Source organism: Pseudomonas sp. PDM15, from assembly GCF_014851565.1.
GTDB lineage: Bacteria > Pseudomonadota > Gammaproteobacteria > Pseudomonadales > Pseudomonadaceae > Aquipseudomonas.
In genome coordinates this window covers 80,456-102,592 of the sequence record NZ_JACVAA010000007.1, presented here as the reverse complement: position 1 = coordinate 102,592, position 22,137 = coordinate 80,456, and the positions used below count along the sequence as shown (strand labels likewise).

At 66.8% G+C, this 22,137-nt stretch carries 24 protein-coding genes; 13 read left to right on the top strand and 11 right to left on the bottom strand.

Annotated features, from left to right (window positions below; translation table 11 throughout):
- Positions 1–9: 9 nt before the first annotated feature.
- Genes rlmH through IB232_RS19050 form a run of 4 tightly spaced genes read right to left on the bottom strand, consistent with a single transcriptional unit; the run spans position 10 to position 2,798 of the window.
- Positions 10–477, bottom strand: a complete 468-nt coding sequence (rlmH, locus tag IB232_RS19065; protein ID WP_192400157.1) for a 23S rRNA (pseudouridine(1915)-N(3))-methyltransferase RlmH — start codon at positions 475–477, stop codon at positions 10–12.
- A 9-nt stretch (positions 478–486) separates the two neighbouring features.
- Positions 487–846 carry a ribosome silencing factor gene (gene rsfS / locus IB232_RS19060; protein WP_137975051.1) on the bottom strand — a complete coding sequence of 120 codons (360 nt, stop codon included), beginning with the start codon at positions 844–846 and terminating at the stop codon, positions 487–489.
- Between the two features lie 7 nt (positions 847–853).
- Positions 854–1,519: a nicotinate-nucleotide adenylyltransferase gene (gene nadD / locus IB232_RS19055; RefSeq protein WP_192400156.1), complete on the bottom strand. Its 666-nt coding sequence runs from the start codon at positions 1,517–1,519 to the stop codon at positions 854–856.
- 13 nt (positions 1,520–1,532) lie between these two features.
- The gene (locus IB232_RS19050; protein ID WP_192400155.1) at positions 1,533–2,798 is read right to left on the bottom strand and encodes a glutamate-5-semialdehyde dehydrogenase; all 1,266 of its coding nucleotides are present in this window, start codon (positions 2,796–2,798) and stop codon (positions 1,533–1,535) included.
- Between the two features lie 172 nt (positions 2,799–2,970).
- On the opposite strand from IB232_RS19050, the gene IB232_RS19045 reads away from it, so the two are divergent.
- Positions 2,971–3,666, top strand: coding sequence for a DNA-3-methyladenine glycosylase (locus tag IB232_RS19045; RefSeq protein WP_192400154.1), 696 nt, complete (start codon positions 2,971–2,973; stop codon positions 3,664–3,666).
- 2 nt (positions 3,667–3,668) lie between these two features.
- Positions 3,669–4,985 carry a bifunctional DedA family/phosphatase PAP2 family protein gene (locus IB232_RS19040; RefSeq protein WP_192400153.1) on the top strand — a complete coding sequence of 439 codons (1,317 nt, stop codon included), beginning with the start codon at positions 3,669–3,671 and terminating at the stop codon, positions 4,983–4,985.
- Positions 4,986–5,014: 29 nt separating this feature from the next.
- On the opposite strand, the gene IB232_RS19035 is transcribed toward IB232_RS19040, so the two are convergent.
- From IB232_RS19035 to IB232_RS19025, 3 genes are read right to left on the bottom strand one after another with little or no spacing between them, the layout of a single operon-like run.
- Positions 5,015–5,605, bottom strand: coding sequence for an LON peptidase substrate-binding domain-containing protein (locus IB232_RS19035; RefSeq protein WP_192400152.1), 591 nt, complete (start codon positions 5,603–5,605; stop codon positions 5,015–5,017).
- A 10-nt stretch (positions 5,606–5,615) separates the two neighbouring features.
- Positions 5,616–6,326, bottom strand: a complete 711-nt coding sequence (locus IB232_RS19030) for an LrgB family protein (protein WP_192400320.1) — start codon at positions 6,324–6,326, stop codon at positions 5,616–5,618.
- 2 nt (positions 6,327–6,328) lie between these two features.
- Positions 6,329–6,691, bottom strand: coding sequence for a CidA/LrgA family protein (locus IB232_RS19025; RefSeq protein ID WP_192400151.1), 363 nt, complete (start codon positions 6,689–6,691; stop codon positions 6,329–6,331).
- A 162-nt stretch (positions 6,692–6,853) separates the two neighbouring features.
- Here IB232_RS19025 and IB232_RS19020 point away from each other — a divergent pair, with 162 nt between their 5' ends.
- The 4 genes from IB232_RS19020 (at position 6,854) to IB232_RS19005 (ending at position 10,426) form a co-directional block, all read left to right on the top strand.
- Positions 6,854–7,309: a MaoC family dehydratase gene (locus IB232_RS19020; RefSeq protein ID WP_137975058.1), complete on the top strand. Its 456-nt coding sequence runs from the start codon at positions 6,854–6,856 to the stop codon at positions 7,307–7,309.
- A gap of 92 nt (positions 7,310–7,401) precedes the next feature.
- On the top strand, positions 7,402–9,105 hold the full coding sequence (locus IB232_RS19015; protein WP_192400150.1) for a C13 family peptidase: 1,704 nt from the start codon (positions 7,402–7,404) through the stop codon (positions 9,103–9,105).
- Positions 9,106–9,173: 68 nt separating this feature from the next.
- Entirely contained in the window at positions 9,174–9,815 is a 642-nt protein-coding gene (locus IB232_RS19010; protein WP_192400149.1) for an oxidoreductase, read from the top strand.
- Positions 9,815–10,426, top strand: a complete 612-nt coding sequence (locus tag IB232_RS19005) for a class I SAM-dependent methyltransferase (RefSeq protein WP_192400148.1) — start codon at positions 9,815–9,817, stop codon at positions 10,424–10,426. The genes IB232_RS19010 and IB232_RS19005 overlap by 1 nt, the downstream gene beginning before the upstream one ends.
- Here the strand turns inward: IB232_RS19005 and IB232_RS19000 are convergent, their stop codons facing one another.
- Genes IB232_RS19000 through mpl form a run of 3 tightly spaced genes read right to left on the bottom strand, consistent with a single transcriptional unit; the run spans position 10,427 to position 12,707 of the window.
- Positions 10,427–10,705, bottom strand: a complete 279-nt coding sequence (locus tag IB232_RS19000; protein WP_225592425.1) for a YceK/YidQ family lipoprotein — start codon at positions 10,703–10,705, stop codon at positions 10,427–10,429. It abuts the gene before it with no gap.
- Positions 10,706–10,719: 14 nt separating this feature from the next.
- Positions 10,720–11,352 (bottom strand): flavin prenyltransferase UbiX, encoded by a 633-nt coding sequence (gene ubiX / locus IB232_RS18995; RefSeq protein ID WP_192400146.1) that lies wholly within the window; start codon positions 11,350–11,352, stop codon positions 10,720–10,722.
- 2 nt (positions 11,353–11,354) lie between these two features.
- Positions 11,355–12,707 (bottom strand): UDP-N-acetylmuramate:L-alanyl-gamma-D-glutamyl-meso-diaminopimelate ligase, encoded by a 1,353-nt coding sequence (gene mpl, locus IB232_RS18990; RefSeq protein ID WP_192400145.1) that lies wholly within the window; start codon positions 12,705–12,707, stop codon positions 11,355–11,357.
- A gap of 384 nt (positions 12,708–13,091) precedes the next feature.
- Between mpl and IB232_RS18985 the strand changes: the two genes are divergently transcribed.
- From IB232_RS18985 to ppa, 7 genes are all read left to right on the top strand, one after another.
- A complete protein-coding gene (locus IB232_RS18985; RefSeq protein WP_192400144.1) occupies positions 13,092–14,579 on the top strand; it encodes an amino acid permease in 1,488 nt (495 codons plus the stop codon).
- Positions 14,580–14,632: 53 nt separating this feature from the next.
- Positions 14,633–16,000 (top strand): glutamine synthetase family protein, encoded by a 1,368-nt coding sequence (locus IB232_RS18980; protein WP_192400143.1) that lies wholly within the window; start codon positions 14,633–14,635, stop codon positions 15,998–16,000.
- A gap of 15 nt (positions 16,001–16,015) precedes the next feature.
- Positions 16,016–17,404 carry an aldehyde dehydrogenase family protein gene (locus IB232_RS18975; protein WP_192400142.1) on the top strand — a complete coding sequence of 463 codons (1,389 nt, stop codon included), beginning with the start codon at positions 16,016–16,018 and terminating at the stop codon, positions 17,402–17,404.
- Between the two features lie 13 nt (positions 17,405–17,417).
- Positions 17,418–18,578, top strand: a complete 1,161-nt coding sequence (locus tag IB232_RS18970) for an iron-containing alcohol dehydrogenase (RefSeq protein WP_192400141.1) — start codon at positions 17,418–17,420, stop codon at positions 18,576–18,578.
- A 173-nt stretch (positions 18,579–18,751) separates the two neighbouring features.
- Positions 18,752–19,204 (top strand): GNAT family N-acetyltransferase, encoded by a 453-nt coding sequence (locus IB232_RS18965; RefSeq protein WP_137975069.1) that lies wholly within the window; start codon positions 18,752–18,754, stop codon positions 19,202–19,204.
- A gap of 49 nt (positions 19,205–19,253) precedes the next feature.
- Positions 19,254–20,072, top strand: coding sequence for a zinc-dependent peptidase (locus tag IB232_RS18960; RefSeq protein ID WP_192400140.1), 819 nt, complete (start codon positions 19,254–19,256; stop codon positions 20,070–20,072).
- A gap of 77 nt (positions 20,073–20,149) precedes the next feature.
- On the top strand, positions 20,150–20,677 hold the full coding sequence (ppa, locus tag IB232_RS18955; RefSeq protein WP_021701809.1) for an inorganic diphosphatase: 528 nt from the start codon (positions 20,150–20,152) through the stop codon (positions 20,675–20,677).
- Between the two features lie 120 nt (positions 20,678–20,797).
- Here the strand turns inward: ppa and IB232_RS18950 are convergent, their stop codons facing one another.
- On the bottom strand, positions 20,798–22,093 hold the full coding sequence (locus IB232_RS18950; RefSeq protein WP_192400139.1) for an adenylosuccinate synthase: 1,296 nt from the start codon (positions 22,091–22,093) through the stop codon (positions 20,798–20,800).
- Between the last annotated feature and the right edge of the window lie 44 nt (positions 22,094–22,137).

Genomic DNA, 22,137 nt, shown 5'->3' with positions numbered 1-22,137 from the left:
GACTACTGCTTACTTGTGATACGGGTGGCCGGACAACACAGTCCAGGCCCGGTAGATCTGCTCGCCGACCAGGATGCGCACCAGCGGGTGCGGCAGGGTCAGCGGCGACAACGACCAGCGCTGCTCGCTGCGCGCGCACACTTCCGGCGCCAGCCCCTCGGGGCCGCCGACCATCAGGTTGACGGTGCGCGCATCCAGGCGCCAGCGTTCCAGCTCCGCGGCCAGCTGCTCGGTACTCCAGGGCTTGCCTGTGACCTCCAGGGTCACGATGCGTTCACCGGCCTGCACCTTGCTCAGCATGGCCTCACCCTCCTGACGGATCAGGCGAGTGACGTCGGCATTCTTGCCGCGGGTGGTCAGCGGAATTTCCACCAGGTCCAGCGGCAGCTCGGACGGCAGGCGCTTGACGTACTCCTGCCAGCCCTCCTCCACCCAGCGCGGCATGCGCGAGCCGACGGCGATCAGCTTGATACGCACGAGGCAGGCTTACTCGGCCGGATCCTGGTGCTGCGCGCGGCTCTGCTCGGCGCCCTGCCACAGGCGCTCCAGATCATAGAACTGGCGGGTGGCAACCTGCATCACGTGGACCACCACGTCGCCCAGGTCGAGCAGGGCCCACTCGCCGCCGTCCAGGCCTTCGTTGCCGATCGGGCGCACGCCCTGCTCCTTGACCTTCTCCAGCACTTCGTTGGCCATCGATTTGACGTGGCGGCTGGAGGTACCGCTGGCGATCACCATGAAATCGGTGACGCTGGTCTTGCCGCGCACATCGATGGTGGTGATGTCGGCGCCTTTCATGTCTTCCAGGGCCGCGACGGCGACCTTGACCAGTTCTTCGTTTTGCATCGTTACCTCATGAATCGTTTTTCGCACGGTACAGATCGTGCGCATGGATATAGGCCAATACGGCGTCGGGCACCAGAAAACGCACCGAACGCCCTTGTGCCAGCAACTGGCGAACCAGGGTGGCAGACACCGCCAGCGGCGTCTGCCAGATGAAACTGATCTGCCCGCCCGGCCCCGAGAGGTCGTGCGGATCGGTCACGCTGCGCCCGGCGAGCAGGTCGCGCAGCGCCTCGGGCGGCTCGCTGTCGGCATCCGGCCGCTGCAGCACGAGGATATGGCAGTGCCCCAGCAGCTCCTGCCAGCGATGCCAGGTCGGCAACCCGCAGAAGGCATCCCAGCCCAGCAGGAGAAACAATTGATCGTCCGCCGCCAGCTCGCCACGCACCGATTCCAGGGTGTCGAAGGTGAACGACGGCTTGTCGCGCTTCAGCTCACGGTCATCGACCGTCAGCCGCGGCTCGCCTGCCACCGCCAGCTCGACCATGGCCAGACGCTGCTCGGCCGTGGCCTGCGGCGCCTCGCGGTGCGGCGGACGAGCGCTGGGGATCAGCCTCAGCTCGTCCAGGGCCATGAACTCGGCCACTTCCAGCGCCCCGCGCAGGTGGGCGATATGCACCGGATTGAAGGTGCCGCCCAGTATTCCGATGCGTCGGGCGTCGCTACGTCGCGCCATCAGGTGCGCCCCATCAGGTACGAATATGCCCGTCGCCGAATACCACGTACTTCTCGCTGGTCAGGCCGTCCAGGCCGACCGGGCCACGGGCGTGCAGCTTGTCGGTGGAGATGCCGATCTCCGCGCCCAGGCCGTATTCGAAACCGTCGGCGAAACGGGTCGAGGCGTTGACCATCACCGACGCCGAATCCACTTCGGTGAGGAAGCGCCGGGCGTCGCTGAAGTTCTCGGTGATGATCGCATCGGTGTGCTGCGAGCCGTACTGGTTGATGTGCTCGATGGCCGCGTCCAGCGACTCGACGATGCGGATCGCCAGGATCGGCGCGTTGTACTCGGCGTACCAGTCGTCTTCCGTGGCTTCCAGCACATCGCCACCCAGCAGCGCGCGGGTCGCGACATCGCCGCGCAGTTCCACGCCCTTGTCGCGGTAGATGGCGGCCAGCGGCGGCAGCACTCGGGCGGCGATGCCGGCATGCACCAGCAGCGTCTCCATGGTGTTGCACGGCGAATAGCGCTGGGTCTTTGCGTTGTCGCAGACGCGGATGGCCTTGTCGAGGTCGGCGGCGCTGTCCACGTAGACATGGCAGACGCCGTCCAGGTGCTTGATCACCGGCACCTTGGCATCGCGGCTGACGCGCTCGATCAGGCCCTTGCCGCCGCGCGGGACGATGACATCGACGAACTCGGGCATGGTGATCAGCGCGCCAACGGCAGCGCGGTCGGTGGTTTCCACTACCTGCACGGCACTGGCCGGCAGGCCGGCTTCGGCCAGGCCGAGCTGGATGCAGCGGGCGATGGCCTGATTGGAATGAATGGCCTCAGAGCCGCCACGCAGGATGGTGGCATTGCCGGACTTCAGGCACAGACTGGCGGCGTCGATCGTCACGTTGGGACGCGACTCGTAGATGATGCCGATCACGCCCAGCGGTACACGCATCTTGCCGACCTGGATGCCCGACGGCAGGAAGCGCATGTCGCGGATCTCGCCGATCGGGTCCGGCAGGGTGGCGACCTGGCGCAGGCCTTCAATCATCGAGTCGATTACCTTCGGCGTCAGCGCCAGGCGGTCGACCATGGCGGGTTCCAGGCCATTGGCGCGCGCGGCGGCCAGGTCCAGCTCGTTGGCGGCGGCCAGCTCGGCGCGGGCGGCGTCGAGGGCATTGGCGGCGGCCTGCAGGGCGCTATTCTTCTGCGCGGTGCTGGCCCGGGCGAGCACCCGCGAGGCGGCGCGCGCGGCGCGGCCCAGGCGGGTCATGTAATCGAGCACGGACTCGGTCATGGTCGGCGGAGGTCTGGCAGTTGGAAAAAGTGGCTGATTATAGCGGGCGCACCCCGCCACGCCCAGCACTGCCGGGCGGATGGTGCAACCCGTGCAACATCGCGGAACAAGATTCACGGCCGCTGCCGGCGGGCATTGCTAAGATCGCGCCTTTTCACGCTCCGGATCACCGATGACTGCCCTGCCCTGGCCCGCAGCCGCCGCGCTGCCCGACAGCTTCTTCGACCGCGACGCCCAGCTGCTCGCCCGTGCGCTGCTGGGCAAGGTCATCCGCCATTGCCACCAGGGCCACTGGCTGGCGGCGCGGATCATCGAGACCGAGGCCTACTACCTGGCCGAGAAGGGCAGCCACGCCTCGCTCGGTTACACCGAGAAGCGCCGCGCGCTGTTTCTCGATGGCGGACACATCTACATGTACTACGCCCGCGGCGGCGACTCGCTGAACTTCAGCGCCCAGGGCCCCGGCAATGCGGTGCTGATCAAGTCGGCCGTGCCCTGGCTTGACCAGCACTGCGCCGGTGATGCCCTGCAGCGCATGCAGGCCAACAACCCAGCCGCCGGCGGTGACCACCGCCATCCGGAGCGCTTGTGCGCCGGGCAGACCCTGCTGTGCAAGGCGCTGGGCCTCAAGGTGCCGGAGTGGGATGCACAGCGATTCGATCCCGAGCGCCTGTTCGTCGAAGACGTCGGCCAGCGCCCGGTACAGGTGATCCAGACCACCCGCCTGGGCATCCCCCTGGGCCGCGACGAGCAGCTGCCCTACCGTTTCGTCGACGCCGGCTACGCCCGCCATTGCACACGCAACCCATTGCGCCGTGGCCAGGTCGAAGGTCGCGACTACATTCTGCTGAACCCCGAGGAGCTGTAAGCATGAGCGAATGGTTCGCGACCCTGTCGCACTGGCTGGAGGCCAACCCGGAATGGCTGGGCCTGACCATCTTCCTGGCCGCCTGCCTGGAGTGCCTGGCCGTGGCCGGCATCCTGATTCCCGGCACCGTGCTGCTGTTCACCCTCAGCGTGCTGGCAGGCAGCGGCGCCCTGGGCCTGAGCGAAACCCTGCTGCTGGCCTATGCCGGCGGCCTGCTCGGCGATGCGATTTCCTATGGCCTGGGTCGGCGCTTCCACCAGGGCATCCGCGGCCTGCCGGTGCTGCGCGACCATCCTGAATGGCTGAACGGCGCCGAGCACTACTTCCAGCGCTATGGCGTGGCCAGCCTGCTGGTCGGCCGCTACATCGGCCCGTTGCGGCCGATGCTGCCGCTGGTGGCCGGCATGCTCGACATGCCCGTGGTGCGCTTCTTCCTGGTCAGTATGCTGGCCGCCGCCGGCTGGGCAATCGCCTACATCCTACCGGGCTGGGCTACCGGCGCCGCCATCCGCCTGCCGCTGCCGGAAGGATTCTGGACCGCCGCAGGCATAGTCGCCGCCGGCGTCGGCCTGATGCTGGTGGTGCTGATACTCAGCAGCCTGCGCGAACAGCGCTGGACCGTGCCGGCGGCGGCCGCCTTCAGCGCCGTACTGCTGCTGTCCCTGCTGGTCGGCATTCCGCATCTCGACGCCCTGGATCAGGGCCTGATCGCCCTGGTCCAGGAGCACCGCAGCGCCAGCGTCGACAGCCTGGCCATCCTGATCACCGGACTCGGCGACTTCCGCACCCAGGTGGCGGCCGGCGTGCTGGTGACCCTGCTTCTGCTGCTGTCGCGACGCGTCCATGCGGCGATATTCCTGGCCAGCTGCACCCTGTTCACTGCCCTGGCCACCACCGGCCTCAAGCAGCTGTTCGCCCGCGCCCGCCCGGATGTACTGCACCAGCCACTGGAAACCTTCAGCCTGCCCAGCGGCCACAGTTCGGCGGCGTTCGCCTTGTTCCTCGCCCTGGGCGTACTGGCTGGCCGCGGCGCCTCGGCACGCACGCGCCTGACCTGGCTGCTGCTGGCCAGCCTGCCGGCGCTGAGCATCGCTGCCTCGCGGGTTTATCTGGGGGTGCACTGGCCGACCGACATCCTCGCGGGCGCCCTACTCGCCGGCAGCGTGTGCGCCGCCAGCCTGGCCTGGCTGCAACGCCGCGAGCCGATGCGCCCGCTGGGTGCACGAGTCTGGTGGCTGGTTCTGCCCGCTACCCTGGCCCTGCTCGGTGGTGTGAGCGCCTGGGCGCTGCCGGAGGCGATCCAGCAGTACCGTTATTGAATAGTGGCGCAGGAAAAGAGCGGCTGCACTTACGCAGTCATCTCGCCCTGCAGTTGGTCGAGCAGCACCTGGATCTGCTGCAGACGGCGCAGCGGATCGTCCAGTTGCAACAGCTGCAGCTTCTGCTCGGTGGCGAACGGCAGCAGGTAGGCCAGCTGATTGGCCAGGACCTGCTGGCCGGCGACCACACCGCCCATGGCTAACCCGGCCACCAGCGGGTGTTCGGCCAGGGCTGCCAGTAGCGCGGCCAGGTCGGCGTGCTCGGCCAGCAGCGGCGCATCGTCCGGCTCGTCGAGCCAATCCACCTGGGCCAACGTCAGCTGGTCCGCCTGCACCTCCACCCCGTCCACGCGAAAACGCCGGCCGCCCTCGACACGGATACCGAGCAGGCCATTCGAGCGCTGCTGGAAATCGCGGATCAGCGCCTCGCACCCAAGCGCCGAGAAGCGGCTGGCAGCTTCGCCGACTTCCCGGCCTTCGAGGATGGTGACCACGCCGAAGCCCTCGCCGCGTTTCATGCAGGCGCTGACCATGTCCAGGTAGCGCGCCTCGAAGATCTGCAGATCGAGGATGCAGCCGGGGAACAGCACGGTATTGAGGGGGAACAGCGGATAGTTCATGGGCAACTCCTCAGGCGACCAGGACCACCACCAGCGGCAGCACCACGGCGGTCAGCATGCCCATCAGGCTCATGGCCAGGGCGGCGAAGGCGCCGCTTTCCTCGCTCTCCTGCAGGGCCCGCGCCGTGCCCACCGCATGGGCGGTGATGCCGAGGGCCATGCCCTGGGCGGCCGGGTGACGCACACCGACGCGGCGCAGCAGCTCGGGCCCGCACATGGCGCCCAGCACCCCGGTGATCAACACGAACACCGCGGCCAGGGCCGCCACGCCGCCGATCTGCTCGGCCACCAGCATGGCGATGGGCGAGGTCACCGACTTCGGCGCCAGGGTCATCAGCATCATGCGTTCGGCGCCGAAGGCCCAGGCCAGCGCCACACCCAGCGCGGTGGCGAAGGCGCCGGCCACGAGCAGGGTGATCAGCGTCGGCCAGAACAGCTGGCGGATGCGCTTGAGGTTGAGAAACAGCGGCACGGCCAAGGCCACGGTGGTCGGGCCGAGCAGCACGCTGAGCAGGAAGGTGCTCTCGCGGTACTCCTGGTAGGTCAGCCCGGCCATCAGCAGCACGCCGATCAGCACCGTCATCGACACCAGCACCGGCTGCAGGAACACCCAGCGCGTGCGCTCGTAGGCGGCCAGCGCCAGCTGATACACGGCCAGGGTGATACCGACGCCGAACAGCGGGTGGTGCACCAGCGCCTGCAACGCGCCGTGCCAGTCCAGGCTCATGGGCGCTCCTCGCGGCGCGCCTGGCGCTCGATCAGCTTCTGCATCAGCCAGCCGGCGAACAGCATGGAGATCAACAGAGACAGGCCCAGCGCGCCGGCCAGGGCCCAGAAATCGGCGGCGATCTGCTCGGCGTAGACCATCACGCCTACAGCCGGCGGCACCAGCAGCAGCGGCAGGTAGCGCAGCAGGCCGGCGGCCGCCTCGGTCATCGGCTCGCCCACCTCGCCGCGCAGCAGGAGGAACACGAACAGCAGCAGCATGCCGATGATCGGCCCCGGCAACATGGGCAGGGCGAGGGCATTGAGGGCGGTGCCGAGCAACTGGAACAGCACCAGCCAGGTCAGGCCGCGAAGCAGCATGCAAGGGACTCCGGCTGCAAAAGGACGGCCATTATAGACACGCCTGAGGGTGCGCCATAAACCGCGACTTTCGGCTTGACCCACCCCCGCGGCCCATGCTGTTCTAGGCCCAGCCTGGTTCATCAAAAACAACAAATAACCGCGCATCCTCAAGGAGGATCTATGCCGCTCGTACCCGTAGCACAACTGCAAGACTATGTAGGCAAGGAACTCGGACGTTCCGAATGGCTGACCATCGATCAGCAACGCATCAACCAGTTCGCCGAATGCACCGGCGACCATCAGTTCATCCACGTCGACCCGGTGAAGGCCAAGCACACCCCGTTCGGCACCACCATCGCCCACGGCTTCCTCAGCCTGTCGCTGATCCCGGTGCTGATGGAAAAGCTCATGCTCGCACCGGAGGGCCTGAAGATGGCCGTCAACTATGGTCTGGATAGCGTGCGCTTCATCCAGCCGGTGAAGGTCGACTCGCGTGTGCGCCTGGCCGCCAAGGTGCTCGATATCACCGAGAAGCGGCCCGGGCAGTGGTTGTTCAAGGTAGAGGCCACCCTGGAGATCGAAGGCGAGGAAAAACCCGCCTACATCGCCGAATCGCTGTCGCTGTGCTTCGTCTGACCTGACGGGCATCGCAGAAACGGGGCGCTCAGGCGCCCCGTTTGCATTGTGCACTGGCATACTCGGCGCATGCCCCGACCAGGACGTCCGCCATGCTTCGCCGCCTAGCCCCGCTCTCCCTCGCTCTGCTGCTCGCCGCCTGTGGCGATGGCGAACCACTGCTACCCCCCGATGCCGTGCTGCCCGATGGCGGCCGCTATCGCGGCGAGGTGATCGACGGCCGTCTGCAGGGTGAGGGCCGCATCGACTACGCCAACGGCACCTATTACCAGGGTCGCTTCAAGGATGGCCTGCTCGAAGGCCCCGGCGAATGGCATGGCGCCAACGGCGAGCGCTACAAGGGCGAATTCCACCTCGGCCTGTTCGAGGGCCAGGGCGAATTCGTCTATGGCGAAGGCACCCGTTACCAGGGCGGTTTCAAGCAAGGCAACATGCACGGCGAAGGCCACCTGCAGCAGGGCGGCGCCAGCTACCGCGGCGAGTTCCGCGACGATCGCTACCACGGCCTCGGCACCCTCGAATGGCCGGATGGCAGCAGCTACCAGGGCCGTTTCGTGCGCGGCGAGCCGCAGGGCGAGGGCGTGCGCAAGAATGCCGAGGGCCAGTTCAGCGGCACCTTCAAGAACGGCATGCTGCAAGGCGAAGGCAGCTACCAGGGCGAAGACGGCGAGCGCTACAGCGGCGGCTTCCGCAACGACATGTTCCACGGCAAGGGCCGCTATCAGAATGGCGAAGGCGAAGTCTGGAGCGGTCGCTTCGAGGACGGCGGCCTGACCGGCAGGGGCGAATTCCGCGGTGCCGACGGCCGCCACTACGAAGGCGAGTTCCGCCACTGGCAGTACCACGGTAAGGGCAAACTGAGCCTGGCCGACGGTAGCGTCTACCAGGGCCAGTTCGCCAACGGCCAGTACGCCGGCGCGGGCGAGCTGACCGCACTGGATGGCAGCCGCACCTCGGGCACCTGGCGCGGCGGCGAGCTGATCCGCCAGGCCGACGGTGAGGCCCGACCGGACCCGCTGGAACTCGGTCTGCTGCAGCAGGGTCAACTATTGCAACAGGCGCTGGATGCCCTGCCCGCCTCCACCCCGGCCGTCGAGCTGTACAGCCTGACCCTGGCCGGCGACGGCAAGCAGAGCGTATTCCTGCGCGAGGCCGACTACGTCAGCAAGTTGCTGCGCGAGCGCTTCGGCGCCCGCGGCAACGTCACCCTGACCAACCATCGTGACCATCTGGCCGATCGCCCGCTGGCCACCCGCGAGAGCCTGACCCGCGCCGTGCAGGCGCTGGCCCAGCGCAGCGGTCCGGAGGACCTGGTGTTCCTCTACCTGACCAGCCATGGCTCGAGCGACCATCAACTGAGCATCGACCAGCCGCGCCTGCAGCTGGCCGATCTGCCGGCCAGCGAATTTGCTGAGCTGCTCGAACCCTTGCGCGACCGCCACAAGGTAGTGGTGATTTCGGCCTGCTATTCCGGCGGTTTCATTCCGTCGCTGAAGAACGACAAGACCCTGGTGATGACTGCGGCCAGGGCCGACCGGGTGTCCTTCGGCTGCTCCGAGGAGAACGACTTCACCTATTTCGGCCGCGCCCTGTTCGCCGATGCGCTGAACGAGACCGACGATCTGAGCCGCGCCTTCGAACTGGCCAAGGCCAAGGTCGCCGAACGCGAGAAGGCCGATGACTTCGAGCCCTCCGAGCCGCAGCTATGGGCGCCGCAGGCGGTGCTGGAACACTGGAAACGCTTGCGCAGGCAGCAAGCCGAGCAGGCGCTGACCGCAGCGACGAAGGCTCAGTAATTGGCGATCAATTTCAGGACGCTTCTGCCGATTCGCTCTAAGCTGATAAGTAATAGCGGAGGACCAGCATGTACCTGACGCCCCAGCACATACTGCTCGCCGGAGCCACCAGTCTCACTGGCGAATACCTGCTCGACCGCCTGCTCAGCGAGCCGACCATCAGCCGCGTGCTGGCCCCCAGCCGCAGCCCGCTGGCCGAACACCCGCATCTGGATAACCCGGTCGGCCAACTGCGCGATCTGCTGCCGCAGCTCGACGGGCAGATTGATGCGGCCTTCTGCTGCCTGGGCACCACCATTCGCCAGGCCGGCTCGCAGGAGGCCTTCCGCGCCGTCGACCAGGAACTGGTGCTGGCCTTCGCCCGCCGCGCCCGCGAACTGGGCACCCGCCACCTGCTGGTGATCAGCGCCCTGGGCGCCGATCCAGGCTCCTCGGTGTTCTACAACCGGGTCAAGGGTGAAACCGAGGAGGCGCTCAAGGCGATGGACTGGCCGCAGCTGACCATCGTGCGCCCGTCGCTGCTGCTCGGCCCGCGCCGCGAGTTCCGCCTCGGCGAGCGCCTCGCCGCCCCGCTGCTGCGCTGGATCCCCGGCAAGTACCGTGGCATCGAGGTCGCTGCCCTGGCCCGAGCTTTGTGGCGCCTGGCGCTGGAGGAGAACGACGGCATTCGCATCGTCGAATCCGACGAACTACGGCGCCTCGGGCGCTGATGAAGTTCTACGACGAGAAGATCCTGCCGCGCCTGATCGACTTCGCCTGCGGCATGGGCCAGGTGATGAAGACCCGCGCCCAGGTCGTGCCGCTGGCCGAAGGCCGGGTGCTGGAGATAGGTATCGGCACCGGTCTCAACCTCAGCTTCTACGATGCGCAGAAGGTCAGTGCCATAGTCGGCGTCGACCCGGCTGCGCAGATGCAGACCCTGGCCCGCCAGCGCGCCGCAGGTATCGGCATCCCGGTGGAGATGGTCGCCCTGGAACTGGGGCAGATCCAGGCCGCCGACGCCAGCTTCGACAGCATCGTCTGCACCTTCACCCTGTGCACCATCCCCGATCCACTGGCCGCGCTGAAGGAAATGCGCCGGGTGCTCAAGCCCGGCGGCAGGTTCCTGTTCAGCGAACATGGCAGCGCGCCGGATGCCAAGGTACGAGCCTGGCAGGACCGCATCACCCCGCTGTGGAAACCGCTGGCCGGTGGCTGCCACCTCAACCGCGACATTCCCGCCCTGCTCGCCGCCGGCGGCTTCCAGATCAAGGAAGTGCAAAGCAGCTACCTGCCGGGCCCGCGGCCGATGACCTGGGTCTGGCGCGGTTGGGCCAGCTGATCAGATACCGCCGCTGACCCCGAGCCCCACCCCAAGCTCGGCGGCCACGGCGAAGGGCAGCAGCAGGGTCTCCAGCAATGCAGCGAATGGCAGGTCGAGGCCGGCGTACTTGGGCGCCTCGGCGCCGAAGCGCTCCACCGGGCAGCAGCCGCCGTGCAGCGAATACCAGTCCAGGCGGGTGCCGGAGTAGATGATCGGCGCACCCGGCTTGGCCGCGTCCAGGGTGCGCACACTGGCGCAGCCGGGCAACAGCAGGCAGGCCAGGAGGCCGGCGTACATTGCAGCCCGCATGCTCAGTCCTCGCCGCTGATCAGATGATGCTCGCCCCAACGCGGCAGCATGTCCTGGGGGATGCCCAGGCAGTTGAGGATGCGCGCGACGACGAAGTCGACCAGGTCGTCCAGGGTCTGCGGCTGGTGATAGAAGCCGGGAGACGCGGGCAGTATGGTCACGCCGAGGTTGGACAGTTTAAGCATGTTCTCCAGATGGATGCTGGAGTACGGCGCCTCACGCGGCACCAGGATCAGCTGGCGACGCTCCTTGAGCACCACGTCGGCGGCGCGCTCGATCAGGTTGTTGCAGGCGCCGGTAGCAATGGCCGACAGGGTGCCGGTGCTGCACGGCACCACCACCATGGCGCTCGGCGCACCGGAACCGGAGGCCGGCGGCGCCATCCAGTCTTCCTTGCCATATACGCGGATCTGCCCGGGCGCGGCGCCGGTGTATTCGCTGAGGAACTGCTGCATGGCCTGGGGCTTGGCCGGCAAGGTCACGTCGGTCTCGGTGGCCATCACCAGCTGCGCGGCCTTGGAGATCAGGAAGTGCACCTCGCGGTCTTCCTGCACCAGGCAGTCGAGCAGGCGCAGGCCGTACTGGGCGCCGGAGGCGCCGGTCATGGCCAGGGTGATGCGTTCCGGACCTGCCATCGTCATTCCTCCAGGGCAGCTGCCAGCTTGCCATGCAGGCCGCCGAAGCCACCGTTGCTCATGATCACCACCTGGGTGCCAGGTGCAGCTACGGCCTTGACGCCCTCAATGATCGCTTCCAGCGAGTCGCAGACCTGGGTCGGCACCTTGGAGCCGGCCACGGTGGCGGCCAGGTCCCAGCCCAGGTTGGCCGGGGCGTACCAGAACACCTGGTCGGCCTGCACCACGGAATCCGGCAGGCCGTCGCGGTGGGCGCCAAGCTTCATGGAGTTGGAGCGCGGCTCGATCACCGCGATCACCGGCGCGTCGCCGACGCGCTTGCGCAGACCGTCGAGGGTGGTGGCGATGGCGGTCGGGTGGTGGGCGAAGTCGTCGTAGATGGTCACGCCTTTCACTTCCGCGACCTTCTCCATGCGCCGCTTGACGCTCTTGAAGGTGGACAGGCCGGCGATGCCCAGTTCCGGCACCACGCCGACATGCCGCGCAGCCGCCAGGGTGGCCAGGGCATTGGCCACGTTGTGCTGGCCGGTCAATCCCCACTCCACGGTGCCCTCGACCTTGCCGTCGAACACCACCTCGAAGCGTGAGCCGTCTTCGCTGAGCAGGCGCGCCTGCCACTGGCCGCCGGCACCGGTGGTCTGCACCGGGGTCCAGCAGCCCATCTTGACCACCCGCGCCAGGGCCTCTTCGGCCTGCGGATGAATGATCAGGCCCTCGCCCGGCACGGTGCGCACCAAGTGGTGGAACTGCCGTTCGATGGCCGCCAGGTCCGGGAAGATGTCCGCGTGGTCGAACTCCAGGTTGTTGAGGATCGCCGTGCGCGGGCGGTAGTGCACGAACTTGCTGCGTTTGTCGAAGAAGGCGCTGTCGTACTCGTCGGCCTCGACCAAGAAGAACGGCGTGCCGCCCAGGCGCGCGGAGACGCCAAAATTCTGCGGCACACCCCCGATCAGGAAGCCCGGGCTCATGCCGGCATGCTCCAGCACCCAGGCCAGCATGCTGGTGGTGGTGGTCTTGCCGTGGGTGCCGGCCACGCCCAGTACCCAGCGGCCCTGCAGCACGTGGTCGGCCAGCCACTGCGGGCCGGAGACATAGGGCAGGCCCTGGTTGAGCACGTATTCCACGGCCGGGTTGCCGCGACTCAGGGCGTTGCCGATCACCACCAGGTCGGGGGCCGGCTGCAGGTGCTCGGGCAGGTAGCCCTGCATCAGCTCGATGCCCTGAGCTTCGAGCTGGGTACTCATGGGCGGGTAGACGCCGGCGTCGGAGCCGGTGACGCGGTGCCCCAGCTCCTTGGCCAATACCGCTAGGGAGCCCATGAAGGTGCCGCAGATACCGAGAATATGAATGTGCATCGATGACCTCGAAACAGGCCGGGAGGCCCCGGCAGAACTGGCCGCAGGGTAGCACAGGGTGGCACCTGACAGGCTGCCGTACTGCCCCGCGAAATCTCGACTAGAGTGTCAGGAGTCTCGGAACACCGGGACGGCATGAGGTTCCTCGTTGTCCATGCCCGCAAGCTGTCAGCGACCGGATGTCCGTCTGCGCTTTGATCTCGCCGGGAAACTTTCCCGGCATCCGGGGGAGCAACAAACCCGCCATGCGCGCATGGCTCTCGAGCCCGTCCGGGCTTCTCCTCCGTGCATCCTCCCGCTGTCAGCCGCTGTGCTCCATCCCGTTTCAAGCAAGGCCGCAATTCCTACAAGAACCCGAGCCAACGCGAAATGCAGGAGAGGACCATGAAGCAGCAATCGGGAGTCAGTTACACCACGGTCGACAAGAGTTACTTCGAACAACGCGGCCTGCGCCGCTATGCCGGCGTCTGGTCGCTCTGGGCGCTGGGCGTCGGCGCGGTGATCTCCGGCCATTTCTCCGGCTGGAACTTCGGCCTGGCCAATGGCTGGGGCAGCATGCTGATCGCCGCCATCATCATCGCCATCATGTACCTGGGCCTGACCTTCTCCCTGGCGGAGATGTCGCCGGCCCTGCCCCACACCGGCGGCGCCTATTCCTTCGCCCGCAGCGCCATGGGCCCCTGGGGCGGCTTCCTCACCGGCCTGGCGGAGAACGTCGAGTACGTGCTCACCCCGGCGGTGATCGTGTTCTTTATCGGCAGCTACATGGGGAGCATCTTCGGTACCCCCAGCGAGTACCAGCCGCTGTGGTGGATCGGCTTCTACGTGGTGTTCATCTGGCTCAACGTGATCGGCGTGGAGCTGTCGTTCAAGGTCACCCTGGTGGTCACCCTGCTGGCGCTGGCCTGCCTGGTGGTGTTCTGGATCAGCGCCCTGCCGCACATCGACTTCAACCGCTTCGCCATGAACGTCGGCCCGGGCGGCGTCGAACTGCCGGAAGGCAACGGCCCGTTCCTGCCCAACGGCCTGCTCGGCGTGCTGGCGGCGATGCCCTTCGCGGTGTGGCTGTTCCTCGCCATCGAGCAATTGCCGCTGGCGGCGGAGGAGTCGGTCGACCCGAAACGCGACATGCCCAAGGGCATCATCCTCGGCATGTTCACCCTGATCCTCTCGGCCTTCATGATCCTCTGGCTGAACCCGGCGGTGACCGGCGTGGGCGCGCATGCCCTGGGCTCCTCCGGCGAGCCGCTGCTGGACGGCTTCAAGGCCATCTACGGTGACGACATCGCCAAGCTGCTGGCGCTGGTGGCGGTGCTCGGCCTGGTGGCCAGCTTCCACACCATCATCTTCGCCATGGGCCGGCAGATCTACTCGCTGAGCCGCGCCGGCTACTTCCTGCCGCAACTGTCGATCACCCATGGCCAGCGCAAGACCCCGCACGTGGCCATGCTGATCGGCAGCCTGATGGCGCTGGCGGTAATGATGACCCTGTGGTTCATCTTCGGTGAGGAAAAGGGCGGCGCGGTGATCGGCGGCACCCTGCTCAACATGGCGGTGTTCGGCGCCATGTTCTCCTACTTCATGCAGGCCCTGTCGTTCATCCTGCTGCGCCGCAAGATGCCCGACATCGAGCGCCCCTACCGCAGCCCGCTGGGCGTGCCCGGCGCCGTGCTGACCATGCTGATCGCCGCCGTGACCCTGTACTTCCAGCTCACCGGCGACCCGGCCTACACCCTCGGCGTGTTCTGGGTGGCCGTGTGGTTCGCCATCGGCATCACCTACTTCGCCATCGTCGGCCGCCATCGCCTGATCCTCTCGCCAGAAGAGGAATTCGCCATGGAACAGCGCGAAAAAGACAAAACCAATAACTGATGAGCCCCGGCCGCGCCCGTGGGTGCGGCCGATCTTTTCTGGAGACCAACGGAATGACTGCCCACCTCACCCTGGCCGGCCTGCGCGAGCTCGCCGTAGCCGGCAAGATCGACACCGTCCTGGCCTGCATGGTCGACATGCAGGGCCGCCTGATCGGCAAACGCTTCCAGGTCGAGTTCTTCCTCGACAGCGCCTACGAGGAAACCCACGGCTGCGATTACCTGTTGGCCGACGACATCGACATGGAGCCGGTGCCCGGCTACGCCGCTGCCAGCTGGAAGCAGGGCTACGGCGACTTCGTGTTCAAGCCCGACCTGTCCACCATGCGCGTGCTGCCCTGGCTAGAAGGCACGGCCCTGGTGCTGTGCGACGTGCAGGACCACCACCATCACGACCTGCCGCACAGCCCGCGCGGCATCCTCAAACGGCAGATCGCCCGCCTCACCGAGCGCGGCTACAAGGGCATGTTCGCCTCGGAACTGGAGTTCTACCTGTTCGACCAGAGCTACGAGGACATCCACACCCAGCACTACCAGAACCCCAAGACAGCCGGTTACTACATCGAGGACTACAGCATCCTGCAGACCATCCGCGAGGAACCGGTGATGCGCGCCATCCGCAAGCACCTGCAGGCCGCCGGCATCCCGGTGGAGAACTCCAAGGGCGAATGGGGGCCTGGCCAGGAAGAAATCAACGTGCGCTACGCCGAGGCGCTGGTGATGGCCGACCGGCACAGCATCATCAAGCACGCCTGCAAGGAAATCGCCCTACTGCAGGGTAAGGCCGTCACCTTCATGGCCAAGTGGAACTACAACCTGGCCGGCTCCAGCAGCCACATCCACAACTCGCTGTTCAGCCTCGACGGCGAACAGGCGCTGTTCCACGACCCGGCCGGCGAGTACGGCATGTCCAAGCTGATGCGCCAGTGGGTGGCCGGCCAGCTCAAGTACGCCAGCGACATCACCTATTTCCTCGCGCCCTACGTCAACTCCTACAAGCGTTTCCAGGCCGGCACCTTCGCCCCGACCCGCGCGGTATGGAGCTGCGACAACCGCACCGCCGGCTTCCGCCTGTGCGGCGCGGACAGCAAGGGCATCCGCATCGAGTGCCGAATCGGCGGCGCCGATCTCAATCCCTACCTGGCCTATGCCGCGCTGATCGCCGCCGGCCTGGCCGGCATCGATGAACAGCTGGAGTTACCGGCGCCCTTCTCCGGCGACGCCTACGAGAACGACGAACTGCCGGAAGTGGCCAAGACCCTGCGCGGCGCCACCGACGCCCTCGACCGCTCGGAGCTGCTGCGCCAGGCTCTGGGCGACGACGTGGTCGAGCATTACCTGCACACCGCACGCTGGGAGCAGATGGAATACGACCGCCGGGTGACCGACTGGGAACTGCGCCGCGGCTTCGAGCGCTACTGACAGGGAGAGCAGCAGATGAACAGCATTCGTCTGATTTCACCGGTGGACGGCAGCCTCTACGCCGAACGCCCCATCGCCAGCAGCAGCGCTCTAGAACAGACCCTGGCGGCCGCGACCCAGGCCCAGCGCGCCTGGCGCGAACTCTCCATCAGCCAGCGCGCCGGCTACTGCCTGAAGGCAGTGGACGCCATGCTGGCGATGAAGGACGAGATAGTCCCCGAGCTGGCCTGGCAGATGGGCCGCCCGATCCGCTTCGGCGCCGGCGAGCTGCGCGGCTTCGAGGAGCGCGCGCGCCATATGATCGGCATCGCGGAGAGCGCCCTGGCCGATGTGGTGCCCGATGCCAAGGATGGCTTCCGCCGCTATATCCGCCGCGAACCGCTGGGCACCGTGTTGGTGGTGGCGCCGTGGAACTATCCCTACCTGACCGCGGTGAACGCGATCATCCCGGCGCTGATGGCCGGCAACGCCGTGCTGCTCAAGCATGCCAGCCAGACCCTGCTGGTCGGTGAGCGCTTCGCCGAAGCCTTCCGCCGCGCCGGGCTGCCGGCCGGACTGTTCCACAATCTGGTGCTGGACCACGGCCAGACCGCGACCCTGATCGCCTCCGGCCAGGTGCAACAGGTCAACTTCACCGGCTCGGTGGAGGGCGGCCGCCTGATGGAAAGCGCCGCCGCCGGCCACTTCATCGGCGTCGGCCTGGAGCTGGGCGGCAAGGACCCGGCCTACGTGCGCAGCGACGCCGACCTGGCCCACGCGGTGGAAAACCTGGTGGACGGCAGCTTCTTCAACTCCGGGCAGAGCTGCTGCGGCATCGAGCGCATCTATGTGGATAAATCTCTTTATCCGGCCTTCGTCGAGGGCTTCGTCGAGCTGACCAAGCAGTACGTGCTGGGCAGTCCACTGGACGAGGCCACCACCCTCGGCCCCCTGGTGCGCAGCACCGCCGCCGAATTCGTTCGCGGGCAGATCGCCGAGGCAAAGTCGAAAGGCGCCAAGGCGCTGATCGACCCCGCCAGCTTCGCCAACGATGCACCTGGCACCGCCTACCTGGCGCCGCAGGTGCTGACCGGAGTCAACCACGGGATGGCGGTGATGCGCGACGAGAGCTTCGGCCCAGTGGTCGGCATCGTGCCGGTGGCCAGCGAGGCCGAGGCCATCGCCCTGATGAACGACAGCCCCTACGGCCTCAGCGCGGCCATCTGGACCGAGGACCTCGACGCAGCCGAACGCATCGGCCAACAGCTGGAGACCGGCACCGTGTTCATGAACCGCTGCGACTACCTGGACCCGGGCCTGGCCTGGACCGGCGTCAAGCACACCGGGCGCGGCGCCACGCTGTCGCGCCTGGGCTACGAGCACCTGACCCGGCCCAAGTCCTTCCACCTGCGCCACCAGCTCTGACCAGGAGTTAGCCATGAGCAAGACCGCCAACTGGAACTACCCGACCTCGGTGCGCTTCGGTGCCGGCCGCATCCAGGAGCTGCCGGAGCTGTGCAAGAGCGTCGGCATGCTGCGCCCGCTGCTGGTCACCGACCGCGGCCTGGGCGGCGCGCCGATCACCACCGCCGCCCTCGACTCACTCAAGCAAGCCGGCCTCGGCGCCGCCCTGTTCAGCGACCTCAAGCCCAACCCGGTGGAGAGCAACCTCGACGCCGGCCTGGCCGCCTACCGCGACGGCAAGCACGACGGCGTGGTTGCCTTCGGCGGCGGCAGCGGCCTGGACATGGGCAAGCTGATCGCCTTCATGAGCGGACAGGCGCGACCGGTATGGGACTTCGAAGATATCGGCGACTGGTGGACCCGCGCCGATCCACGCGGCATCGCCCCGGTGATCGCCGTGCCGACCACCGCCGGCACCGGCTCGGAAGTCGGCCGCGCCGGCATCCTCACCGACGAGCGCAGCCACACCAAACGCATCATCTTCCATCCGCAGATGATGCCGCGCATCGTCATCAGCGACCCTGAGCTCTCCGTGGGCATGCCGGCGTTCATCACCGCCGGCACCGGCATGGATGCTTTCTCCCACTGCCTGGAAGCCTACTGCGCGCCAGGCTTCCACCCGCTGGCCGACGGCATCGCGGTGGAGGGCATGCGCCTGGTCAAGGGCGCACTGGTGAAAGCGGTCAAGCAGCCGGATGATCTCGACGCCCGCGCCGACATGCTCGCCGCCGCCGCCATGGGCGCCACCGCGTTCCAGAAAGGCCTCGGCGGCATGCATGCCCTGGCCCACCCGATCGGCGCGCTGTACGACACCCACCACGGCATGACCAACGCCACGCTGATGCCCTATGTGCTGAAGTTCAACCGCAGCGCCATCGAGGAGCGCATCACCCGCCTGGCCGCGTACCTGCAACTGGCCAATCCGGGCTTCGACAGCTTCCTCGACCTGGTCCTGCAACTGCGTGCCGACACCGGCGTGCCGCACAGCCTGGCCGAGCTCGGCGTCGACGACAGCAAGACCGCGCTGATCGCGCAGATGGCGGTGGTCGACCCCTCCGCAGGAGGAAATCCACTGCCACTGACCGAGGAGAACGTCGCCAAACTGTTCACCGAGGCCCTGCATGGTCGCCTATGAATAATCTCGGGCGGGCCGGTGAGTGCCGTCGCAGAGCGGACGGCGCCGCCGGCCCGAGCCCTGGGCATAATCAAACGCTTGCTTGGATTGCGCTTTCCATCCGCTTTCGGCAGCATCGACCCGACCATTGGCACAGTGCCAATTTCACCACTCCATAAACGCCGAGGCCCGCCATGCGCATTGTCCAAGCCACCCTGGAGCACCTGGACCTGCTGACCCCGCTGTTCATCAAGTACCGTGAGTTCTATGGCGAGCTGCCGTTCCCGGACTCCTCGCGCAAGTTCCTCGAGACCCGCCTCAAGCGCAAGGAATCAATCATCTACCTGGCCCTGGCCGACGACGAGGACAAGCTGCTCGGCTACTGCCAGCTGTTCCCCAGCTACTCCTCGCTGTCGCTCAAGCGCGTGTGGATCCTCAACGACATCTTCGTTGCCGAGGACGCCCGCCGCATGCTGGTCGCCGACCGTCTGCTGCAGACCGCCAAGCAGATGGCCAAGGAAACCAACGCCGTGCGCATGCGCGTAGCCACCAGCGTGAGCAACGAGGTGGCGCAGAAGACCTACGAGTCCATCGGCTTCCGCGAAGACACCCGCTTCAAGAACTACACCCTGGAACTGGGCGACTGACCGGCCGGCGGATGGGACCGTCCCGTCCGCCGCATCCTTGAGACATCCCATGTGGTCGTTCCGCGCCTGGCGCCGCCAGCGCATCCTCTCCCGCTCGCCCTACACGACCCGCCACTGGCATGAGGCACGCGCGCGCCTGCCAATTCTCGACGGCCTGAGCGAGGCCGAGGAACAGCGTCTGTTCCAGCGCGCCATCCTGTTTCTCCATCACAAGCGCCTGACTGCCCTGCCCGGCGTCGAGCTGGACGAAGTCGACCGCCTGACCCTGGCCGCCCAGGCCGAGCTGCCGCTGCTGCATCTGGCCGACCAGGACTGGTATCAGGGCTTCCACGAGATCGTCCTGTACCCGGACGATTTCGTCAGCCCGCAGCGCCATCGCGATGCCAGCGGCATCGAACACGAGTGGGACGATGAGCGTAGCGGCGAGGCCTGGCTACAGGGCCCGGTGATCCTCGCCTGGCCCGGGGTGCAAGCTGGCGGCGGTTGGGATGCCTACAACCTGGTGATCCACGAGCTGTCGCACAAGCTGGACATGCTCAACGGCGACGCCAACGGCCTGCCGCCGCTGCACCGCGACATGCGCATCCAGGCCTGGGCGCAGGCCATGCAGCCCGCCTATGACGGCATGAATGCCCAGCTCGATGCCGACCCTGAGGCGGAAACCGCCATCAATCCCTACGCGGCGGAGAACCCGGCCGAGTTCTTCGCCGTCACCAGCGAGTACTTCTTCACCGCGCCCGACCTGCTGCAGGAGGCCTTCCCGGCCGTCTACGGCCAGCTCGCCGCCTTCTACCGCCAGGACCCGCTGACGCGCCTGCGCACCTTGCAGGAAAGCCATCCGGACTATCGCGACACGACCAACGGATGAGCACGCGGGCGTAGTAACGTCACCGGAATGTGCCTATAATCCGCCCACTTTTTTGGCCCAACCCTGGGGTATCCACCATGAGCTACAGCAAAGTCCCGGCCGGCAAAGACGTGCCGAACGACATCTACGTCGCCATCGAGATTCCGGCCAACCACGCGCCGATCAAATACGAAATCGATCACGACACCGATTGCCTGTTCGTCGACCGCTTCATGGCCACCCCGATGTTCTACCCGGCCAACTACGGTTTCATCCCGCACACCCTGGCCGACGACGGCGACCCCCTCGACGTGCTGGTCGTGACCCCGTATCCGGTAGCCCCGGGTTCGGTCATCCGCTGCCGTCCGGTCGGCGTGCTGAACATGACCGACGAAGCCGGCGGTGACGCCAAGCTGATCGCCGTCCCGCACGACAAGCTGAGCGTGATCTACAAGGACGTGCAGGAATACACCGATCTGCCGGCTCTGCTGCTGGAGCAGATCAAGCACTTCTTCGAGAACTACAAGGATCTCGAGAAGGGCAAGTGGGTCAAGGTCGAAGGCTGGGGCAACGCCGACGAAGCCCGCCAAGCAATTCTGAAGGCGGTAGCGGCTTACCAAAAATAAGCCAGTACCACCCCCTGAAGGCCGGCCACAAGCCGGCCTTTTTATTGCCCGCGATTTGCTCCGCTGGAATCGCGCCCACAAAAAAGGCCGCTCAGAGCGGCCTTTTTCGTGACAGTGGTATCAGGCGAACGGGTGACGCAGAACGATGGTCTCGTTGCGGTCCGGGCCGGTGGAGATGATGTCGATCGGCGCGCCGACCAGCTCTTCCACCCGCTTGATGTAGGCACGAGCGGCCGCAGGCAGCTCTTCCAGGCTCTTGGCACCCAGAGTCGACTCGCTCCAGCCCGGCATTTCCTCGTACACCGGCTGCAGACCGATATAGCTGTCGGCGTCGGTCGGCGCATCCACCAGCAGGTTGCCCTGGGCGCCCTTGTAACCGGTGCAGATGCTGATGCTTTCCAGACCGTCGAGCACGTCCAGCTTGGTCAGGCACAGACCGGAGATGCTGTTGATCTCGATGGCGCGACGCAGGATCACGGCATCGAACCAGCCACAGCGGCGGGCACGGCCGGTAGTCGAACCGAACTCGTGGCCACGCTTGGCCAGGAAGGCGCCGGTCTCGTCGAACAGCTCGGTGGGGAACGGGCCGGAGCCGACGCGGGTGGTGTAGGCCTTGGTGATACCGAGGATGTAGTCCAGGTACAGCGGGCCGAAACCGGAGCCGGTGGCGGTGCCGCCGGCGGTGGTGTTGGAGCTGGTGACGTACGGGTAGGTGCCGTGGTCGATGTCCAGCAGCGAGCCCTGGGCACCTTCGAACATGATGTCCTTGCCGGCGCGGCGCAGCTCGTGCAGGTCAGCGGTGACGTCGGTCATCATCGGGCGCAGCAGCTCGGCGAACGCCATGCACTCGTCCAGGGTGGCCTGGAAGTCGATGGCCGGCTCTTTGTAGTAATTGACCAACACGAAGTTGTGGTAGTCCAGCAGCTCGCCCAGCTTGGAGGCGAAGCGTTCGCGGTGGAACAGGTCACCGATGCGCAGGCCGCGACGGGCCACCTTGTCTTCGTACGCAGGGCCGATGCCACGACCGGTGGTGCCGATCTTGGCGTCGCCACGGGCCTTCTCGCGGGCCTGGTCGAGGGCCACGTGGTAGGACAGGATCAGCGGGCAGGACGGGCTGATGCGCAGGCGCTCACGCACCGGTACGCCCTTCTCTTCCAGCTTGGTGATCTCGCGCATCAGGGCGTCGGGGGCGACTACCACGCCATTGCCGATCAGGCACTGCACACCTTCGCGCAGGATGCCGGACGGGATCAGGTGCAGCACGGTCTTCTCGCCGTCGATCACCAGCGTGTGGCCGGCATTGTGACCGCCCTGGTAGCGCACTACCGCGGCGGCCTGCTCGGTCAGCAGATCGACGATCTTGCCCTTGCCCTCATCACCCCACTGGGTGCCCAGGACCACGACATTCTTACCCATAACACTTGTCCTCTTTGGAAGCTCGATGCCGGCCATAGCCGACG

Excerpts from the sequence above, each read along its gene's own strand:
- rsfS (WP_137975051.1), bottom strand. The coding sequence starts at position 846 with ATGCAAAACGAAGAACTGGTCAAGGTCGCCGTCGCGGCCCTGGAAGAC.
- nadD (WP_192400156.1), bottom strand. The coding sequence starts at position 1,519 with ATGGCGCGACGTAGCGACGCCCGACGCATCGGAATACTGGGCGGCACC.
- IB232_RS19050 (WP_192400155.1), bottom strand. The coding sequence starts at position 2,798 with ATGACCGAGTCCGTGCTCGATTACATGACCCGCCTGGGCCGCGCCGCG.
- IB232_RS19045 (WP_192400154.1), top strand. The coding sequence starts at position 2,971 with ATGACTGCCCTGCCCTGGCCCGCAGCCGCCGCGCTGCCCGACAGCTTC.
- IB232_RS19040 (WP_192400153.1), top strand. The coding sequence starts at position 3,669 with ATGAGCGAATGGTTCGCGACCCTGTCGCACTGGCTGGAGGCCAACCCG.
- IB232_RS19035 (WP_192400152.1), bottom strand. The coding sequence starts at position 5,605 with ATGAACTATCCGCTGTTCCCCCTCAATACCGTGCTGTTCCCCGGCTGC.
- IB232_RS19025 (WP_192400151.1), bottom strand. The coding sequence starts at position 6,691 with ATGCTGCTTCGCGGCCTGACCTGGCTGGTGCTGTTCCAGTTGCTCGGC.
- IB232_RS19020 (WP_137975058.1), top strand. The coding sequence starts at position 6,854 with ATGCCGCTCGTACCCGTAGCACAACTGCAAGACTATGTAGGCAAGGAA.
- IB232_RS19015 (WP_192400150.1), top strand. The coding sequence starts at position 7,402 with ATGCTTCGCCGCCTAGCCCCGCTCTCCCTCGCTCTGCTGCTCGCCGCC.
- IB232_RS19010 (WP_192400149.1), top strand. The coding sequence starts at position 9,174 with ATGTACCTGACGCCCCAGCACATACTGCTCGCCGGAGCCACCAGTCTC.
- IB232_RS19005 (WP_192400148.1), top strand. The coding sequence starts at position 9,815 with ATGAAGTTCTACGACGAGAAGATCCTGCCGCGCCTGATCGACTTCGCC.
- IB232_RS19000 (WP_225592425.1), bottom strand. The coding sequence starts at position 10,705 with ATGTACGCCGGCCTCCTGGCCTGCCTGCTGTTGCCCGGCTGCGCCAGT.
- ubiX (WP_192400146.1), bottom strand. The coding sequence starts at position 11,352 with ATGGCAGGTCCGGAACGCATCACCCTGGCCATGACCGGCGCCTCCGGC.
- mpl (WP_192400145.1), bottom strand. The coding sequence starts at position 12,707 with ATGCACATTCATATTCTCGGTATCTGCGGCACCTTCATGGGCTCCCTA.
- IB232_RS18985 (WP_192400144.1), top strand. The coding sequence starts at position 13,092 with ATGAAGCAGCAATCGGGAGTCAGTTACACCACGGTCGACAAGAGTTAC.
- IB232_RS18980 (WP_192400143.1), top strand. The coding sequence starts at position 14,633 with ATGACTGCCCACCTCACCCTGGCCGGCCTGCGCGAGCTCGCCGTAGCC.
- IB232_RS18975 (WP_192400142.1), top strand. The coding sequence starts at position 16,016 with ATGAACAGCATTCGTCTGATTTCACCGGTGGACGGCAGCCTCTACGCC.
- IB232_RS18970 (WP_192400141.1), top strand. The coding sequence starts at position 17,418 with ATGAGCAAGACCGCCAACTGGAACTACCCGACCTCGGTGCGCTTCGGT.
- IB232_RS18965 (WP_137975069.1), top strand. The coding sequence starts at position 18,752 with ATGCGCATTGTCCAAGCCACCCTGGAGCACCTGGACCTGCTGACCCCG.
- IB232_RS18960 (WP_192400140.1), top strand. The coding sequence starts at position 19,254 with ATGTGGTCGTTCCGCGCCTGGCGCCGCCAGCGCATCCTCTCCCGCTCG.
- ppa (WP_021701809.1), top strand. The coding sequence starts at position 20,150 with ATGAGCTACAGCAAAGTCCCGGCCGGCAAAGACGTGCCGAACGACATC.
- IB232_RS18950 (WP_192400139.1), bottom strand. The coding sequence starts at position 22,093 with ATGGGTAAGAATGTCGTGGTCCTGGGCACCCAGTGGGGTGATGAGGGC.